Source organism: Citrobacter sp. wls716 (assembly GCF_005280975.1).
GTDB classification, from domain to species: Bacteria; Pseudomonadota; Gammaproteobacteria; order Enterobacterales; family Enterobacteriaceae; genus Citrobacter; species Citrobacter youngae.
In genome coordinates this window covers 192038-210976 of the sequence record NZ_SZWX01000038.1, presented here as the reverse complement: position 1 = coordinate 210976, position 18939 = coordinate 192038, and the positions used below count along the sequence as shown (strand labels likewise).

17 protein-coding genes are annotated in these 18939 nt (G+C 55.3%); 2 read left to right on the top strand and 15 right to left on the bottom strand.

Annotated elements, in window-relative coordinates; all coding sequences use genetic code 11:
* Positions 1 to 7 precede the first annotated feature (7 nt).
* The 3 genes from menF to FDX24_RS14540 all read right to left on the bottom strand — a co-directional run bounded on the left by menF (position 8) and on the right by FDX24_RS14540 (position 2221).
* Positions 8 to 1306 (bottom strand): isochorismate synthase MenF, encoded by a 1299-nt coding sequence (gene menF, locus FDX24_RS14550; RefSeq protein ID WP_137364514.1) that lies wholly within the window; start codon positions 1304 to 1306, stop codon positions 8 to 10.
* Between the two features lie 94 nt (positions 1307 to 1400).
* Positions 1401 to 1706 carry a stress response protein ElaB gene (elaB, locus tag FDX24_RS14545; protein ID WP_005129450.1) on the bottom strand — a complete coding sequence of 102 codons (306 nt, stop codon included), beginning with the start codon at positions 1704 to 1706 and terminating at the stop codon, positions 1401 to 1403.
* Between the two features lie 53 nt (positions 1707 to 1759).
* Positions 1760 to 2221 (bottom strand): GNAT family N-acetyltransferase, encoded by a 462-nt coding sequence (locus FDX24_RS14540; protein ID WP_137364513.1) that lies wholly within the window; start codon positions 2219 to 2221, stop codon positions 1760 to 1762.
* Between the two features lie 67 nt (positions 2222 to 2288).
* On the opposite strand from FDX24_RS14540, the gene rbn reads away from it, so the two are divergent.
* Together rbn and FDX24_RS14530 are read left to right on the top strand one after the other, a co-directional pair.
* A complete protein-coding gene (gene rbn, locus FDX24_RS14535) occupies positions 2289 to 3206 on the top strand; it encodes a ribonuclease BN (RefSeq protein ID WP_137364512.1) in 918 nt (305 codons plus the stop codon).
* 64 nt (positions 3207 to 3270) lie between these two features.
* Entirely contained in the window at positions 3271 to 4275 is a 1005-nt protein-coding gene (locus FDX24_RS14530) for a chemotaxis protein (RefSeq protein ID WP_137364511.1), read from the top strand.
* Positions 4276 to 4333: 58 nt separating this feature from the next.
* Here the strand turns inward: FDX24_RS14530 and nuoN are convergent, their stop codons facing one another.
* The 12 genes from nuoN to nuoB form a co-directional block, all read right to left on the bottom strand.
* Positions 4334 to 5791, bottom strand: a complete 1458-nt coding sequence (gene nuoN, locus FDX24_RS14525; protein ID WP_137364510.1) for an NADH-quinone oxidoreductase subunit NuoN — start codon at positions 5789 to 5791, stop codon at positions 4334 to 4336.
* Positions 5792 to 5797: 6 nt separating this feature from the next.
* Positions 5798 to 7327: an NADH-quinone oxidoreductase subunit M gene (nuoM, locus tag FDX24_RS14520; RefSeq protein WP_003027692.1), complete on the bottom strand. Its 1530-nt coding sequence runs from the start codon at positions 7325 to 7327 to the stop codon at positions 5798 to 5800.
* A gap of 76 nt (positions 7328 to 7403) precedes the next feature.
* Positions 7404 to 9245: an NADH-quinone oxidoreductase subunit L gene (nuoL, locus tag FDX24_RS14515; RefSeq protein ID WP_048211071.1), complete on the bottom strand. Its 1842-nt coding sequence runs from the start codon at positions 9243 to 9245 to the stop codon at positions 7404 to 7406.
* Positions 9242 to 9544 (bottom strand): NADH-quinone oxidoreductase subunit NuoK, encoded by a 303-nt coding sequence (gene nuoK / locus FDX24_RS14510; RefSeq protein ID WP_000612644.1) that lies wholly within the window; start codon positions 9542 to 9544, stop codon positions 9242 to 9244. Before nuoK ends, nuoL begins: the two co-directional genes overlap by 4 nt.
* The gene (gene nuoJ, locus FDX24_RS14505) at positions 9541 to 10095 is read right to left on the bottom strand and encodes an NADH-quinone oxidoreductase subunit J (RefSeq protein ID WP_003028059.1); all 555 of its coding nucleotides are present in this window, start codon (positions 10093 to 10095) and stop codon (positions 9541 to 9543) included. The genes nuoK and nuoJ overlap by 4 nt, the downstream gene beginning before the upstream one ends.
* A gap of 11 nt (positions 10096 to 10106) precedes the next feature.
* Positions 10107 to 10649, bottom strand: coding sequence for an NADH-quinone oxidoreductase subunit NuoI (gene nuoI / locus FDX24_RS14500; RefSeq protein WP_003028062.1), 543 nt, complete (start codon positions 10647 to 10649; stop codon positions 10107 to 10109).
* 14 nt (positions 10650 to 10663) lie between these two features.
* On the bottom strand, positions 10664 to 11641 hold the full coding sequence (gene nuoH / locus FDX24_RS14495; protein ID WP_003028063.1) for an NADH-quinone oxidoreductase subunit NuoH: 978 nt from the start codon (positions 11639 to 11641) through the stop codon (positions 10664 to 10666).
* Positions 11638 to 14364 carry an NADH-quinone oxidoreductase subunit NuoG gene (nuoG, locus tag FDX24_RS14490; protein WP_137364509.1) on the bottom strand — a complete coding sequence of 909 codons (2727 nt, stop codon included), beginning with the start codon at positions 14362 to 14364 and terminating at the stop codon, positions 11638 to 11640. Before nuoG ends, nuoH begins: the two co-directional genes overlap by 4 nt.
* A gap of 183 nt (positions 14365 to 14547) precedes the next feature.
* A complete protein-coding gene (gene nuoF / locus FDX24_RS14485) occupies positions 14548 to 15885 on the bottom strand; it encodes an NADH-quinone oxidoreductase subunit NuoF (RefSeq protein ID WP_005129472.1) in 1338 nt (445 codons plus the stop codon).
* Positions 15882 to 16382: an NADH-quinone oxidoreductase subunit NuoE gene (nuoE, locus tag FDX24_RS14480; RefSeq protein WP_003028069.1), complete on the bottom strand. Its 501-nt coding sequence runs from the start codon at positions 16380 to 16382 to the stop codon at positions 15882 to 15884. Before nuoE ends, nuoF begins: the two co-directional genes overlap by 4 nt.
* 2 nt (positions 16383 to 16384) lie before the next feature.
* The gene (gene nuoC / locus FDX24_RS14475; RefSeq protein ID WP_075551358.1) at positions 16385 to 18187 is read right to left on the bottom strand and encodes an NADH-quinone oxidoreductase subunit C/D; all 1803 of its coding nucleotides are present in this window, start codon (positions 18185 to 18187) and stop codon (positions 16385 to 16387) included.
* 85 nt (positions 18188 to 18272) lie between these two features.
* Positions 18273 to 18935, bottom strand: coding sequence for an NADH-quinone oxidoreductase subunit NuoB (gene nuoB, locus FDX24_RS14470; RefSeq protein WP_003028075.1), 663 nt, complete (start codon positions 18933 to 18935; stop codon positions 18273 to 18275).
* Positions 18936 to 18939 lie beyond the last annotated feature (4 nt).

The window sequence follows — 18939 nt, the reverse complement described above, 5'->3', positions numbered from 1 at the left end:
GAAATCATTATCCTTCCATCTGTAATAAAGTACGTAACCCTGCCGCTTTATTATCTATTTCTTGCCATTCTTGCTCAGGATCGGAACCGCGCACGATCCCCGCCCCGGCATACAGACGGACGACATTTGCGCTAATTTTCGCTGAACGTAATGACACGCAAAACTCGCTCTGACGCAGTGAAAGATAACCCGCAGAACCGGCATACCACTCGCGTTCAAAGGGTTCATTATGTTGGATAAATTCGCGCGCCAGCTCGCGTGGAATACCCGCTACGGCCGCAGTAGGCTGTAGCTGTACCAGACAGAGCGTATCATCCGCCTGATTGAGCGCAGTCCAGATACAGCGGCGCAGATGCTGTACTTTGCGCAGCCTGAGTACCTGCGGCGGCAGGACATCTAGGGTTTGCGTACAGTTCTGCAGCCGTTGGCAAATATCTTCCACTACCAACATGTTCTCACGCTGATTTTTATCGTCCTTCATCAGCCATTCACCCAACTGCCAGGCGCGATGATCGTCAGGGTGATTGGCAACGGTTCCGGCCAGCGCCTCAGTGCGCAGTGCCGTGTCACGCCGCCGATACAGACGTTCAGGGGAAGAGCCAAGAAAAGCAGATTCGGCGGAAAACGCCATATAGAAGTGGTAACAGTTGAGATTTAAACGACGGCTGGAGGCCATAACCGCCGCGGCATTAACTGGCTGAGAAAACTGTAAATCGGTCGCACGCGCCAGCACCACTTTGTCGAGTTCTTCCCCGGCAATAGTTTGCGTGGCAAGCTCAATAAGGCGCGTCCAGCCTGCTTTATCTGGCCAGTGTTGTTCACCGGTTAAATTCAGGCGCAGTGCGGGAAGCGGTTTTACCTGCGCCAGCGCTGAAATAAACGCAGCGGCCTGCGCGGCATCTTCACGCAACGACACGTCGCTATACAGGTGTAGTCGTAAGGTCGCAACCCCGGCACAGCGTCGCCATTCCAGTCGCGGCAGTAATAAATTACCGCGCTGCGGCTCAAACGCATTCAGGCCCCAGACGCGCAGTTCGGGGTAATTATCATGTTGGCGTAAAAACCGTTGGGCAGAGTCCAGTGAGGAAAATGCGGCGACGGCTCCCAGTACGGCAGCCTCTTCGTCACCGTTACGTTGCTGCCAGTAAAACTGAGGCCAGACGGGCTGGCTGGCCAGCCATCCTAAAGCGTCAAACGCATCATTCAGAGGGAAAGGTATATCGTAAATACGAATTCCAGGTGCGGCTGGTATCTCTTGCGACAAATGACGCATCAAACTTTCCAGCGCAGTAGTGATTGAATGCACGCGGACCTCTCCCTGTTAAAAACCTCACATTATACGGGGTACTGAGCAGAAAAAGCAGTACCCCCGTATAGGGAGTGCGATGACAGCGCTGTATTTATCGCCGTGCCAGCAATAATCCCATCACTAAACCGACTGTCGCCCCCACGCCGATCCCACGCCAGGGTTTTTCGTGTACATAGTCATCTGCCCGGCAAACAGCCTGCTTTGCACGATAATAGTAACTGTCAGAGGCGTGACTAACGCGATTTCTCACCTCTTCTAACGCCTGCTCAGCCCGCGCTTTCAACTCAAGGTATTTTTGGTCGGCAGGATCGCCGGAAGAACGTAGCACTTCTTCCAGCGTTTCGCTCAACAATTCCAAATCGTCATCAATACGTGACTCGTAAGAATGAAAAGACATTGTATTCTCCCTTTCTATTGACGTACCCGCTAACTATAGACGACAGGGGCTGTTTACGCTTGATGCCCCTCACGCGCCATGCCGATGTGTGGAATCCCGTCTTCGTCATAGACTTCCGTGACTGGAACAAACCCAAATCTCGCATAAAACGATTGCAGATGTGCCTGAGCCCCCAGGTATAACGCCTTATGCGGCCAATGCTGCGCACAGGATGCCAGTGTTTGCGTCATTAACTGCTGCCCCAGTTTTTCACCGCGCAGCGCTTCGCTGACAATCACCCGGCCAATTACTACCGGCTCCAGATCATCGTCACTTTTCAGAATCCTCGCATACGCCACCAGTTCATCGTTATGCCATCCCAGAATGTGACGGTTCTCGCCGACTAAGTCGTCGCCATCCACGTCCTGATACGGACATTGTTGCTCAACAACGAATACCGCGCAGCGAAGCTGAAGAATGGCATACAGCTCCTGAACACTCAGCTTTGTATGATGAAGATCTTGCCAGTGGATCATTGTCTGCCCCTTTGTTGTGATAACCTGAACACCCTGCCTCATTGATGGCGAAAAGTGTAACGTAAAGATGGAATTACTATTTTTAGGTACGTCAGCGGGAGTTCCCACACGCTCTCGCAATGTAACGGCAATATTACTGAATCTGCAACACCCTACTCAGGCAGGTTTGTGGCTTTTTGATTGCGGCGAAGGGACACAGCATCAAATGCTTAGCACGCCATTTAATCCGGGAAAACTCGATCGTATTTTTATCAGCCATTTACACGGCGACCACCTGTTTGGTTTACCGGGGCTGCTGTGCAGTCGTTCAATGGCCGGGAACGTCCAGCCGCTAACGCTCTACGGACCCAAGGGGTTGCGAGAGTTTACCGAAACCGCATTACGTCTGAGCGGCTCCTGGACCGATTACCCGCTGGATATTGTAGAAATTACCGCCGGTGAGGTTGTCGATGACGGCCTGCGTAAAGTCACGGCGTACCCGCTGGAACATCCGCTGGAGTGCTACGGTTTTCGTGTTGAAGAACACGACAAACCCGGCGCGCTTAATGCCAGCGCCCTGAAGGCGGCAGGCGTTAAAGCGGGCCCGTGGTTTCAGGATTTGAAAGCCGGGAAAACCATCGTACTGGAAGACGGTCGCGCGATTAACGGTGCCGATTTCCTCTCCCCGGCAACCCGAGGGAAATCCGTGACTATTTTCGGCGATACCGGGCCCTGTGCGAGCGCTATCGAACTGGCAAAAGGGGTGGACGTGATGGTACATGAAACCACGCTGGACGCCTCAATGGAGGAAAAAGCCAACAGCCGCGGGCATAGCTCCACCCGGCAGGCCGCACAGCTGGCACGGGACGCCGGTGTGGGCAGACTCATCATGACCCACGTCAGCTCACGCTACGATGCAAAAGGCTGCCAGCGGTTACTTGAAGAGTGCAGAGCGATTTTTCCAGACACGGAACTGGCTCACGATTTCGCCATTTTCACCGTTTAGTGCTCCATTTTTCCGCCTCAGTGCCGATAACAGTGGAAAGGCTGGCTTTCACACTGAGGACAGGATGAACAATTTCCAGAAAGATATTGATGACAGGACAAACCTAACCCTGTCTAACCGTTTTGAACTGCTGCTGTTTCGCCTTGGCAAATCCGTTGAGGAGCAGAAATCAGAGCTGTTTGGCATCAACGTATTCAAACTGCGTGAAATCGTACCGATGCCGACCTTTACACGCCCTGCCGGCATGAAGGCTCCGTTGTTAGGCATGGTGAATATCCGGGACCAGGTGATCCCGGTGATCGACCTGCCTGCTGTCGCCGGGTGTAAACCTGAAACCGGGCTTAATATCCTGTTGATCACAGAGTACGCCCGCAGCGTACAGGCCTTTGCGGTGGAGTCAGTAGAGAACATTATGCGTCTCGACTGGCAACAGGTGCACACTGCTGAGAAAGCCGTTAATGGTCGCTACATCACCAGTATTGCTTGTCTGGACGACGACAAAGAAACCAACAATTTGGCGCTGGTGCTTGATGTCGAACAGATCCTGTATGACATTGTGCCGTCCAACCACGATTTACGTGCAACCGACCTGAAAACCAGCAAATTCACTGTCACGCCGGGTGCGGTGGCCATTGTTGCGGAAGACTCCAAAGTTGCCAGGGCGATGCTGGAGAAAGGACTGAACGCGATGGAAATTCCGCATCTGATGCATGTCACCGGCAAAGATGCGTGGGAAAAAATTCAGCAGCTATCTGAAGAAGCGCAAGCGGAAGGTAAGCCAATCAGCGAGAAGATTGCCCTGGTGCTTACCGATCTGGAAATGCCGGAGATGGATGGTTTTACGCTGACCCGTAAGATAAAAACCGACGAACGTCTGAAGAAGATCCCGGTCGTCATCCACTCTTCACTTTCCGGTAGCGCCAACGAAGATCACGTCCGCCGGGTTAAGGCCGATGGCTACGTGGCAAAATTCGAGGTCAACGAATTATCTTCTGTGATTCAGGAAGTGATGGAGCGCGCAGCAAAAGATGTTAGTGGTCCTTTGGTGAGCCGTCAGCTTTCCGCCTGATAGCCTTGCCCCCATAAAAAAACCCGCCGAGGCGGGTTTTTTTATTCCAACGTGTCGCTTACATCAGCGGCGCCGCCAGTTGCACGATACTGATCAGCGGTTGCGGGTAGATACCCAGCACCAGCACCAGCAGTGCAGAGATCAGCACTACGATACCGCCCGCGCTGTACTGCCAGTTAGACGGCGCATCACGGTTCAGTTGCTGCGGTGCACTCAGGTACAGGCTCACGGCAACGCGCAGGTAATAGTACAAACCAATCGCCGAACCGACCACCACGGCAGCAACCAGCCACCACAGGTTAGCCTGCACACCGACAGCCAGTACGTAGAATTTACCGATAAAGCCCAGCGTCATCGGGATACCCGCCAGAGACAGCATCATCACTGTCATCACTGCCGCGAGGATCGGACGATGCCAGAACAGGCCGCGATAGGAGAACAGAGAATCCGCATCCGGACCACGGTACTGGCTGGACATCAGACTGACCACACCGAACGCGCCAAGGCTGCTGAACAGGTAACCGGCCAGATAAACGCCAACGGCTTCCATCGACATCTCGCCGCTCTGCAGGGCAATCAGCGCCACCAGCAGATAACCGAGGTGAGAGATGGAAGAGTAGCCGAGCAGACGTTTGATGTTGGTCTGGCTCAGCGCCATCAGGTTACCGAAGATGATAGAAGCAAAGGCAATCACACCCAGCACGATACGTACCGCTTCGCTGTCGCCAACCGGCGCGTACAGGAACAGACGCATCACCACGCCGAAGATAGCGATTTTGCTCGCCGTCGCCAGGAAGGTGGAAACCGGAGCCGGAGCACCCTGGTAGACGTCTGGCGTCCACAGATGGAACGGAACCAGCGAGAGTTTGAAGCCGAGGCCAACAATCATCAGACCGAAGCCCGCCAGCAGCAGCGGTTCGCTCAGCATGCCGTCGCCGAGGCTCTTACCGAGCGCGACAAACGACAGATTGCCAGACTGCGCGTACACCAGCGCCATACCGAACAGCAGGAAGGAAGACGCTGCGGCAGACAGAATGGTGTATTTGATACTGGCTTCCAGCGAACGTTTCTGACGGAACGCATAGCCGACCAGGCCAAACAGCGGCAGAGAGATAAGCTCAATACCAAGGAATAGCGCCGCCAGATGGTTAGCGTTAGCCAGCAGAATACCGCCGAGCGCGGCAATCAGCACCAGCAGGTAGAACTCTTCCCGGTTGTCGTCGTAGCCTTCCAGCCACGGGTAAGCGAAGGTACAGGTGGCAAGACTCGCCAGCAGCACCAGCCCGGTGTAGAGCATGGCGAAACCGTCAACCCGCATCAGCGGGGTGACGTCCATGGCGCCCGCCTGGCCAACAAACCAGAGCGAAACCAGCGCGGCGTTAAGCCCAATGACTGACAACGTGGCATTGAGGAAGTGATTGCGTCGCCACGCAATGGAGAGCATCACAACCACCACCGTCAAGCCGACGATCAGCAGCGGTAGCAGCGCAATCAGGTGTTGTGGAGTTATTGTCATGGCGATTTACGGCCTTGTAGTAGTAACGGAATTAACAAACCACTGCTGGATGTTGCTCATCGCAGAATGCGAGGTATCCAGAATCGGCTGCGGATAGAAGCCAAGCAGTACCAGAAGCACGACCAGCAACAGGATGATAAACAGCTCACGCAGCGACATCCCTGGCAGTTCAACACTGGCAATCTGGCTTTTCGCCTTACCGAAGTAAGCGCGATGCAGCATCGCCAGCGAGTAAACAGAGGCAAACACCAGACCAAAGGTTGAGATCACGGTAATGACCGGAACCACCTGATAGCTGCCGAACAGAATCATGAATTCGCCAACGAAGTTACCGGTACCCGGCATACCCAGCGTACACACTGCAAAGAACATTGACAGCGCAGGCAACCATTTCATTTTGCCCCACAGGCCGCCCATCATACGCATATCACGCGTGTGCAGACGTTCGTACAGCTGACCACACAGGATGAACAGACCGGCTGCAGAAAGACCGTGCGCAATCATCTGGATAACCGCACCCTGGTACGCCAGTTGGCTGCCGGTGTAGATAGCAATCAGCACGAAGCCCATGTGCGATACAGAGGTGTAGGCAATCAGACGTTTGATATCGTACTGATTAAAGGCCATCCACGCGCCGTAAAAGATGCCGATTACGCCAAGCCACATAGCGATAGGTGCAAACTCCGCCGACGCGTTCGGGAACAGCGGCAGGGAGAAACGCAGCAGACCGTAGGCCGCCGTTTTCAGCAGAATCCCCGCCAGGTCAACGGAACCTGCGGTCGGTGCCTGGGAGTGCGCATCCGGCAACCAGCCGTGCAGCGGAACCACCGGCATTTTCACCGCAAACGCGATGAAGAAGCCCAGCATCAGCAGATATTCCACGCCGTGGGACATCGGGGTATTCAGCAGTTCTTCATAGTTGAAGGTCCACACGCCGGTCGCTTTGTAGTGCACAAACACCAGCGCCAGGATGGCAATCAACATCACCAGACCGCTTGCCTGGGTATAGATGAAGAACTTGGTGGCCGCCGTGATACGCGTTTTACCGTCAGAGGCTTTATGCCCCCACAACGCGATCAGGAAGTACATCGGCACCAACATCATTTCCCAGAAGAAGAAGAACAGGAACATGTCGATGGCAAGGAATACGCCGATTACGCCGCCTAAGATCCACATCAGGTTCAGGTGGAAGAAGCCCTGGTATTTTTCGATTTCATTCCAGGAGCACAGTACCGCCAGAACACCGAGCAGACCGGTTAGCACCACCATCAGCAGCGACAAACCGTCGATGGCTAAATGAATAGAGATGCCAAAACGTGGGATCCACGGCAGGACAAACTCAGACTGCCACTGCGGAATGCCAGCGGATTGCGTCAGTGAATAGCCGCCCTGCAACCACAGTTGCAAGCCAAGCGCCAGCGTCAGTCCCATGGTAATCAGCGCTATCCAGCGCGGCACCTTCACGCCAAAGCGTTCGGTCTGCCAGCACAGGAAGCCACCGATAAAGGGAATCAATATTAGCCAGGGTAGTAACATGGCGATTTTTATTCCTTTTTAAGGCCCCTAACAGAGGCCTGATTTTCAACGAATTTGGATAAAATTCACTTTACGATCAACGCAGTACCATCAACAGTGCCAGCACAACAACGGCGCCGATGCTCATTGATGCCACATACCAGCGCAGATAGCCGTTCTCGCTTAACAGCAGGCCTTTACCTGCAAAGCGAGACAGGATCGCCGGAATGTTCATCATTGCGTTCAGCGGATCGCGTTTCAGCAGCCATGCAACACCGAGGAACGGCTTGACGAACACTTTGTCGTACAGCCAGTCGAAGCCCCAGGCGTTATACCACCAGGTACCCAGCAAACGGCCTGGCGCACTGTTGGCAATCGATGTCACAAGCTGGCGTTTACCCAGCCACAGCCATGCAGCGATCAGGATGCCCGCAATCGCGACGATACCGGAAGTAATTTCCAGCGTCATGACGCGACCATGCTCAAGCTCGGTCGTCGCAGGCAGTACGCCATGCAGTGGCGGCACAATCAGCGCGCCAACAAAGGTGGACAGGATCATCAGCACAATCAGCGGCAGATGATGGGTAATCCCCTTCCCGGCGTGAGCGTGAATTTGTTCTTTACCGTGGAACACGATGAAAATCATACGGAAGGTATACAGCGAGGTCATGAACGCACCGACCAGACCTGCAACCATCAGATTGATATGACCGTTCGCCATCGCACCGGCAAGAATCTCATCCTTACTGAAGAAGCCAGCGGTAATCAGCGGCAGAGCCGACAGCGCCGCGCCACCAATCAGGAAGCAGAGATACACCAGCGGAATAGACTTACGCAGGCCGCCCATCTTGAAGATGTTCTGTTCGTGGTGGCAGGCCAGGATAACCGAGCCGGATGCCAGGAACAGCAGCGCTTTAAAGAAGGCGTGCGTCATCAGGTGGAAAATCGCCGCATCCCACGCCTGAACGCCAAGCGCCAGGAACATGTAGCCAATCTGGCTCATCGTGGAGTAAGCGAGAACGCGTTTGATGTCGGTCTGTACCAGCGCAGCAAAACCCGCCAGTACCAGCGTGATAGCACCGATAATCCCCACCAGATGCAGGATTTCCGGGGTCATCAGGAACAGGCCGTGCGTACGTGCAATCAGGTAGACACCGGCGGTAACCATCGTCGCAGCGTGGATCAGCGCAGAGACAGGCGTCGGGCCTGCCATCGCATCAGCAAGCCATGTTTGCAACGGCAGCTGTGCAGATTTACCGACCGCACCGCCCAGCAGCATCAGGGTTGCCCACATCAGCATGTTGTTGCCGTCTGCAAAGTGCGCAGGCGCCAGTTCCACCATTTCGCGGAAGTTCAGCGTGCCCAGCTCGTTGTAGAGAATGAACAGTGCGAACGCCAGGAATACGTCACCAACACGGGTTACCACGAAGGCTTTCATTGCCGCAGCGCCATTCTTCGGATCGGTATAGTAGAAACCAATCAGCAGATAGGAGCACAGGCCCACGCCTTCCCAGCCGAGGTACATCAGCAGCAGGTTATCCGCCAGCACCAGAACCACCATGCTGGCGATAAACAGGTTGGTGTAGGCGAAGAAACGAGAATAGCCCTCTTCTCCGCGCATATACCAGGAGGCGAACATGTGGATCAGGAAACCGACGCCGGTCACCACGGAGAGCATGGTCAGCGACAGGCCGTCCAGCACCAGGTTAAAACCGATGTTGAAGTCGCCGACTGACATCCACGTCCACAGCGGCTGGCTGTAAGCCTGCTGGCCATTGGCAAAGAAATCAACGCCAACAAACGCAGTCACCAGCGCGGCCAGACCAATCGACCCGACACCCACGGTCGCGGACAGATTTTCTGACCAACGGCCGCGCGAGAACGCCAGTAATACAAAGCCAATAAATGGCAGAATAATGGTTAAGGCAAGCATGTTCATCCACGCATCTCACTTACTGAATCGATGTTCAGGTTCTGGCGACGGCGATGAAGTTGCAGCAGCAGCGCAAGTCCAATGCTCGCTTCCGCAGCCGCAAGGCTGATGGCGAGAATGTACATCACCTGACCATCGGTCTGGCCCCAGTAGCTTCCGGCGACCACAAAGGCCAGCGCAGAGGCGTTAATCATGATTTCCAGCCCGATCAGCATAAACAGCAGATTGCGGCGGATAACCAGACCGGTCAAACCCAGGACGAATAAAATCGCAGCGAGGATCAGTCCATGTTGTAAGGGGATCATGCGTGCTCCTCCGTTTTTCTTTTCGCGCGGTCATCGGTGCGATTGCTCAGCACCTCACCTGAACGCTCTTCGCGCCCCACGTGGAAGGCCACAACCAGACCCGCCAGCAGCAGCATCGAAGCCAGTTCGACCGCCAGTACATACGGTCCGAACAGGGAAATACCGACTGCTTTCGCGCTGATTGGTGTCCCGTCGATGCCCTGATCGTTAACGCCCAGAATGGCGTAAACAATAACCACCAGCATGATGGCCGACAGAATCGCCGGTCCAATCCACACCTGAGGTTTCAGCCACTGGCGTTCCTGTTCAATTTCAGAACCACCGAGGTTGAGCATCATTACCACGAATACGAACAGCACCATGATGGCGCCCGCGTAGACGATAATTTCCAGCGCACCCGCGAAGTAAGCGCCTAACGAGAAGAACACCCCGGAAATCGCCAGCAGCGAAATAATCAGATACAGCAGTGCGTGTACCGGATTGGTGTGGGTGATCACCCGCAAGGTTGCGAGAATGGCTATCAGGCCACAGATATAAAAAGCGAACTCCATTGCCCCTCTCCTTACGGTAACAGGCTCTTGACGTCGATAGGCTTAGCTTCGTTCTCTGCTTCGCCCTTATCTTTGCCGTCGATTGCCATACCTGCCATCCGGTAGAAGTTATATTCCGGGTATTTGCCCGGACCGGAGATCAGCAGATCCTCTTTCTCGTAAACCAGGTCCTGGCGCTTGTACTCACCCAGCTCGAAATCTGGAGTCAGCTGAATAGCCGTTGTCGGACAGGCTTCTTCACACAGGCCGCAGAAAATGCAGCGTGAGAAGTTAATGCGGAAAAACTCCGGATACCAGCGGCCATCTTTGGTCTCTGCTTTTTGCAAAGAGATACAGCCTACCGGACACGCTACCGCACACAGGTTACAGGCAACGCAGCGCTCTTCACCGTCAGGATCACGTGTCAGAACGATACGACCACGAAAACGGGGCGGTAGATAGACCGGCTCTTCCGGGTACATCTGCGTTTCGCGTTTCGCGAACGCATGCAGGCCGATCATCCAGATACTGCGTACCTGGGTGCCGAAACCTACGAACAATTCTTTTAAGGTCATGGTCTTTGTGTCCCTTATTGCGCCTGCCAGAGAATGACAGCCGCCGTTACCAGCAAGTTGACGAGCGTCAGCGGCAGACAGACTTTCCAGCCGAAGGACATTACCTGGTCATAACGAGGACGCGGTAACGACGCACGAATCAAAATGAACATCATCATGAAGAACGCGGTTTTCAGCGCGAACCAGACGAATGGCGGTAAGAACGGGCCATGCCAGCCACCGAAGAACAGAGTAACCATCAGCGCAGAAATGGTGACGATACCAATGTACTCACCGACGAAGAACAGACCGAATTTCATACCGGAATATTCAATGTGGTAACCGTCGGCCAGCTCCTGCTCGGCTTCTGGCTGGTCAAACGGGTGACGGTGACACACCGCCACGCCCGCGATGGCAAAGGTGACAAAACCAAAGAACTGCGGAATGACGTTCCAGATATCAGCCTGGTTGTTGACGATGTCGGTCATGTTAAATGAACCGGCCTGCGCCACCACGCCCATCAGGGAAAGTCCGAGGAACACTTCGTAGCTCAGGGTCTGCGCAGACGCACGCATCGCACCGAGCAGGGAGTATTTGTTGTTACTGGACCAGCCGGCGAACAGCACCGCGTAGACCGCGAGGCCCGCCATCATCAGGAAGAACAGGATCCCGATGTTCAGGTCGGCCACTACCCAGTTCGGACTCACCGGCACAATGGCGAAAGCCAGCAGCAGCGAGGTAAAGGCGATCATCGGTGCCAGGGTAAAGATGACGCGATCCGAGAATTTCGGGATCCAGTCTTCTTTAAAGAACATCTTGATCATGTCCGCAACCAGCTGGAGCGAACCGCCCCAGCCAACACGGTTCGGTCCGTAACGGTTCTGGAACAGACCCAGCAGACGGCGTTCGCCAAAGCTCATGAATGCCCCGCAGGTGACCACCACCAGCAGGATCACCACCGCTTTGAGGATGCTCAGCAGGATCTCAATCAGATCGGGTGTAATCCAACTCATTGTTGTGCCTCCTGCAGATCCTCAAGACGCGCACCTGCCAGAACCGGCGCGATGCCAGGCATGCCCATCGGCAAACCAACCTGCCCTGCCGTTAATCCTTCAGCGATTTCAACCGGCAGCGTAACCGTGTTGCCATCGTAGCTGAAAGAAACGCGCGTACCGGCATTAACACCCAACTTCGCGGCATCAGCCGGGTTGAGTTTGATGTACGGCTGCGGCATACGGGTCTGGAAGACCGGCGCACGCTGGGACATTTCGTCACTGCCAAACAGATGGTAGTACGGCGCGATACGCCACTGACCATCCTGAGCCTGGAAGCTCGCCGGAACGGTAGTGAAGTAATCCATACCATCCGCAGAAGCTTCGATCAGACGCACGCCCGGATCGCCATGACGCAGTTTACCGCCCACTTCATCCTGGAACTTGTTCCACGCCTGTGGGGAGTTCCAGCCCGGAGCCCAGGCAAACGGAATTTGTGAACGCGGCGCAGACGGCTGGTTGTTACCTTCCATCGAGAAAGCGAACATGGTGTCTTTGTCCTGCGGCTGGCGCGGTTCGTGTACACTGATGTTGGCGCGCATTGCGGTACGCCCACTGTAGCGGTGCGGTTCACGCGCCAGCTTCTGTCCACGGATACGGAAGCTTGCGTCCGGCGCGGCATCTTTAATGCCCGCCAGTTGCGGCAACTTCTCAACGACCGCGTCGATAACGTGGTCGAGCTGCGTCCAGTCCACTTCACGGCTCTGCACGGTGCTGTGCAGCGAGTGCAGCCAGCGCCAGCTTTCCAGCATTACGGTGTTGCTGTCGTAGTAGGATGGGTCATAGACCTGGAAGAAACGCTGGGCGCGGCCTTCGTTGTTAATCACCGTACCATCGCTTTCGGCGAAGCTTGCAGCGGAAAGCACCAGATGGGCGTTTTCCATAATTGCCGTACGCTGATGGTCAACAACCAGTACCAGCGGCGCTTTCGCCAGCGCGGCATCAACGCGGGCGGCTGAAGCATGGCGATGCAGGTCATTTTCCAGCACCACAACGGCGTCAGCGCGACCTGTTTCCAGCTCGGTCAGCGCATCGTCAAGAGAACCACCACCCATCATGCCGAGGCCCATGCTGTTAACCGAGCGAGCAATCATGGTGATGCCGACGTCTGCACCACGGCCTTTCAGCGCTTTCGCCACGTTGGCAGCAGCCTGAATCACCTCAGCGCTACCGGCGTTAGTGCCGGAAATAATCAGTGGTTTCTTCGCCCCGGTCAGTGCCTGAACGATAACGTCAATTTTGTTCTGCAGGTCACGGTCGATACCGTCAACCGCCGGCGCGTTGTTATCCAGCGCATGAGCGATAGCGAAACCTAAACGCGCCTGATCTTCAACCGGTGCACGATAGGTCCAAGCGGCGATATCATCCAGGCGGGTGTTATCGACATTGGTAACGAACAGCGGATGCTTAGCACGCTGGCCGATGTTAAGGATTGCTGCGATCTGCCAGTCGGCCACTTTTTGTGCCGCCGCCATTTCGCGAGCTTTACCTTTCACCGCCTGACGCACCGCCAGCGCAACACGCGCACCGGTTTGGGTGACATCTTCGCCCAGTACCAGAACGGCGTCGTAAGATTCTATTTCACGCAGTGCCGGGGTATGAATACCGCCGTCACGCAGCACGCTCAGCGCCAGTTGCAGACGTTCCTGCTCACCCTGGGCGATACCGGTATAGAAGTTATCCGCACCGACCAGTTCACGCAGCGCGAAGTTGCTCTCAACACTGGCGCGCGGAGAGCCGATACCAATCACTTTCTTCGACTGACGCAGAATATCTGCCGCGCCCTGCATCGCCTGCTCGGCGTTCAGCGTGATCAGGTCATCGCCACGACGCTGTACTGGCTGACGCGGACGGTCTTTCAGGTTCACGTAACCATAGCCGAAACGACCACGGTCGCAAAGGAAGTAGTGGTTAACGGTACCGTTGTAGCGGTTTTCGATACGACGCAGTTCACCGTAGCGCTCGCCCGGGCTGGTGTTACAGCCGATGGAACACTGCTGGCAGATGCTCGGCGCAAACTGCATGTCCCATTTACGGTTATAACGCTCGGAGTGCGTTTTATCGGTGAAGACGCCGGTCGGGCAAATTTCTACCAGGTTACCGGAGAATTCGCTCTCAAGCGTACCGTCTTCCGGACGACCGAAGTAGACATTGTCATGTGCGCCATAAACGCCCAGATCCGTGCCATCGGCGTAATCTTTGTAGTAACGCACGCAGCGATAGCAGGCGATGCAGCGGTTCATTTCGTGAGAGATGAACGGCCCCAAATCCTGGTTGCGGTGTGTACGCTTCGTGAAGCGGTAGCGACGGAAGCTATGACCAGTCATGACGGTCATATCCTGAAGGTGGCAGTTACCGCCCTCTTCGCAGACCGGGCAGTCGTGCGGGTGGTTGGTCATCAACCACTCGACGACGCTTTCGCGGAACTGCTTCGCTTCTTCGTCATCAATAGAAATAAAGGTACCTTCGGTGGCCGGTGTCATACAAGACATCACCAGGCGACCACGCGTGTCTTCCGCGTTCTGATATTGCTTCACCGCACACTGGCGGCAAGCACCGACGCTGCCTAGCGCCGGGTGCCAGCAAAAGTATGGAATATCAAGGCCGAGAGACAGACAAGCTTCCAGCAGGTTGTCCGCTCCATTGACCTCATATTCTTTGCCGTCTACATGAATCGTAGCCATAGTCAGCATGCTTCCAGTTGGCTCGGTCAGTGACCAAGCGTTAATCGAATTTCTTTTCCGCTTTATCCTTCAAGCTGCCTCGGCGTTGGCTTCCCTCGCTCACCCCAGTCACTTACTTTAGTAAGCTCAGGGGTTCTCTCGGTTGCCGCCTTGACGCATCTTGAATGCTTTCGCGTAAAACGTTTACCAGCGCTCTTTCAGCAGGTTCGGCTGAATACCACCAATAGCGTGGGTATTGCTGAAGGTCTGCTTGATGCCAGCTTCGAATTCTTCGCGGAAATATTTAATGGCGCTCTGTAGCGGTTCCACCGCACCCGGTGCGTGTGCACAGAAGGTTTTACCCGGGCCGAGGAAACGACACAGTTGCTCAAGTGTCTCGATATCCCCAGGCTGGCCTTCGCCACGCTCCAGCGCACGCAGAATTTTCACACTCCACGGCAGACCATCACGGCACGGCGTACACCAGCCACAGGACTCGCGGGCAAAGAACTCTTCGAGGTTACGCACCAGCCCAACCATGCCAATCTCGTGGTCAACCGCCATCGCCAGCGCGGTGCCCAGACGGCTACCGGCTTTACCAATGCTTTCGAATTCCATCGGCAGGTCGAGATGTGCTTCAGTCAGGAAGTCAGTCCCCGCGCCGCCCGGCTGCCAGGCTTTGAACTTCAGGCCATCGCGCATGCCGCCCGCGTAATCTTCGAGGATTTCACGCGCAGTAGTGCCGAACGGCAGCTCCCACAGTCCCGGATTCTTCACGCGACCAGAGAAGCCCATCAGTTTGGTGCCCGCGTCTTTGCTCTTCGAAATGTTCTGGTACCACTCCACGCCGTTTGCGAGGATAGCCGGTACGTTACACAGGGTTTCGACGTTGTTAACGCAGGTCGGTTTACCCCATGCACCAGAGCTTGCCGGGAACGGCGGCTTGGAGCGCGGGTTCGCACGGCGACCTTCGAGGGAGTTAATCAGTGCAGTTTCTTCACCGCAGATGTAACGCCCTGCCCCGGTGTGCACAAACAGTTCGAAATCGAAACCGGTGCCCATGATGTTTTTGCCAAGCAGACCGGCTTCGGTCGCTTCGGCAATCGCGCGGCGCAGATGCACAGCCGCTTCGATATATTCACCGCGCAGGAAGATGTAACCACGGTACGCTTTCAGCGCAAACGCGGAGATCAGCATGCCTTCCACCAGCAGGTGCGGCAGCTGTTCCATCAACAAGCGGTCTTTATAGGTGCCGGGTTCCATTTCATCGGCGTTACACAGCAGGTAACGGATGTTCATGGATTCGTCTTTCGGCATCAGGCTCCACTTCAGACCGGTGGAAAAGCCTGCGCCGCCGCGCCCTTTCAGGCCAGCGTCTTTTACCTGGTTGACGATTTCATCCGGTGACAGCCCGGTCAGGGCCTTACGCGCACCTTCATAACCGTTCTTGCTACGATATTCGTCCAGCCATACCGGCTGTTTGTCATCACGCAGACGCCAGGTCAGCGGATGCGTTTCGGGAGTACGGATAATGTCTTTCATTTATACCGCTCCAGCAGTTCGGGAATGCCTTCCGGGGTCAGATGAGCGTGAGTATCTTCATCGATCATCATATTCGGCCCCTTGTCGCAGTTCCCCAGGCAACAGGTCGGCAGCAGCGTAAAGCGACCATCAAAAGTCGTCTGCCCCGGCTTGATGTTGAGTTTTTTCTCAAGCGCAGCCTGGATCCCCTGGTAGCCATTGATATGGCACACGACGCTGTCGCAATAGCGGATCACGTGGCGACCGACCGGCTGGCGGAAGATCTGGCTGTAGAATGTCGCAACACCTTCGACGTCGCTTGCCGGGATACCCAGCACGTCAGCGATCGCGTAGATCGCCCCATCCGGCACCCAGCCACGCTGCTTCTGAACGATTTTCAGCGCTTCAATGGACGCCGCACGCGGGTCTTCGTAGTGGTGCTTCTCGTGCTCAATCGCTTCACGCTCAGCCGCACTCAGCTCAAAAGCCTCGGTTTGTGGTTGTTGGTTCTCGTGCATAATTAGCGGTCCACATCTGACATAACAAAATCGATACTACCCAGATGGACGATCAGGTCGGACACCAGGCTGCCACGTACCGCTACCGGGATCTGCTGCAGGTGCGCATAGCTCGGGGTACGGATACGGGTACGATAACTCATGGTGCTGCCATCGCTGGTCAGGTAGTAACTGTTGATACCCTTGGTCGCTTCCACCATCTGGAAGGACTCGTTTGCCGGCATAACCGGTCCCCACGAAACCTGCAGGAAGTGGGTGATCAGGGTTTCGATATGTTGCAGCGTGCGCTCTTTCGGCGGCGGCGTCGTCAGCGGGTGATCCGCTTTGAACGGGCCTTCCGGCATGTTATTGAGGCACTGCTCAAGGATGCGCAGACTCTGGCGCAGCTCTTCAACTTTCAGCATCACGCGGGTATAGCAGTCGGACACACCGCCGCCAACCGGGACTTCAAAGTCAAAGTTTTCGTAGCCAGAGTACGGACGCGCTTTACGCACGTCGAAATCAATACCGGTCGCACGCAGCGCAGCACCGGTACAGCCCCAGTCCAGCGCTTCTTTCTTGCCGTAAGCGGCAACGCCCTGCGAACGGCCTTTCAGGATGGTGTTACGCAGTGCGGCTTTCTCGTAAGAATCCAGACGTTTTGGCATCCAGTCGAGGAAATCACGCAGCAGTTTGTCCCAACCGCGCGGCAGATCGTGTGCCACACCGCCGATACGGAACCAGGCCGGGTGCATACGGAAACCGGTGATCGCTTCCACAACGTCATAGATTTTCTGACGGTCGGTAAAGGCGAAAAATACCGGAGTCATCGCGCCGACGTCCTGAATGAACGTGGAGATGTACAGCAGGTGGCTGTTGATACGGAACAGTTCAGACAGCATGACGCGAATCACGTTGACGCGATCCGGTACGGTAATACCCGCCAGCTTTTCGACTGCCAGCACGTACGGCATTTCGTTCACGCAGCCACCGAGGTACTCGATACGGTCAGTATACGGAATGTAGCTGTGCCAGGACTGACGTTCGCCCATCTTTTCAGCGCCACGGTGGTGGTAGCCGATGTCAGGTACGCAGTCGACGATTTCTTCGCCATCAAGCTGCAGGACAATACGGAACGCACCATGGGAAGACGGGTGGTTAGGACCGAGGTTGAGGAACATAAAGTCCTCGTTTTCGGTGCTACGCTTCATGCCCCAGTCTTCAGGTTTGAAGGTCAGCGCTTCCATTTCCAGATCCTGTTTGGCTTTAGTCAGCTCAAACGGGTCAAATTCGGTCGCACGCGCCGGGTAGTCTTTACGCAGCGGATGGCCTTCCCAGGTATGCGGCATCAGCAGACGCGTCAGGTGCGGGTGACCTTCGATGTCGATGCCAAACATTTCCCAGGTTTCACGCTCATACCAGTTGGCGTTCGGGAACAGTTTGGTGAAAGTCGGTACGCGCAGATCGTTTTCAGACAAAGCCACCTTGAGCATGATATCGCGATTGCGTTCAATGGAGATCAGGTGATAGAAAACGGAAAAATCCGCGGCGGGTAACCCTTCGCGGTGCGTACGCAGACGTTCGTCCATGCCGTGTAAGTCAAACAGCATGACGTAAGGTTTCGGCAGTCTCTTTAAGAAATCGCCAACTTCGAGTAACTGTTCACGCTTGACCCAGACAACGGGTACCCCAGTGCGAGTAGCCTGAACGGTAAAGGCATCCGGCCCAAAACGGTTGCGCAGTTCGCCAATGACCGGGTCATCAAGGTGATCCCGTGTTTGCCATACGGCGTCTTGCGCGGTTAAGTCGGTCATATTGTTCACCATTGCAAATGGTCCGTGGTGGTCGGCAGTGCTTCGCGCTATTTATGTAGTGGTAAGCGAAGGAAGTGCTGCTGCCGACAGGCGCAAATTAAATCTCGTCTGGTGTACGAAGATTCGTTACAGCAATACGTTCGCCGCGTTTACGCTCGCGTTCTGACTGCATATTGGCGCGATAAACGCCCTGATCGCCAACCACCCAGGAGAGCGGACGGCGTTCTTTGCCAATGGAATCTTGCAGCAGCATCAGTGCCTGCATGTACGCTTCCGGACGCGGCGGGCATCCCGGGATGTACACATCGACCGGAATAAATTTATCAACGCCCTGCACTACCGAGTAGATATCGTACATACCGCCGGAGTTGGCGCAGGCGCCCATGGAAATAACCCATTTCGGTTCCAGCATCTGATCGTAGAGGCGCTGAATAACCGGTGCCATTTTGGTGAAGCAGGTTCCGGCTACGACCATCAGGTCAGCCTGACGCGGCGATGCACGCAATACTTCTGCACCAAAACGGGCCACGTCATGCACGGCGGTAAACGAGGTCACCATCTCTACGTAGCAGCAGGACAGGCCAAAGTTATATGGCCAAATTGAGTTTTTACGGCCCCAGTTAACCATGTCATGCAGTTTGCCCATGAACACGTTTTTGTTAACTTCCTGCTCCAGGGGGTCGGTTACGATCTCCTGTTTTTGCAGGGGGTAACGGTCGTTCTCACCGTTAGGATCTATGCGGGTGAGCGTATAATCCATCTTA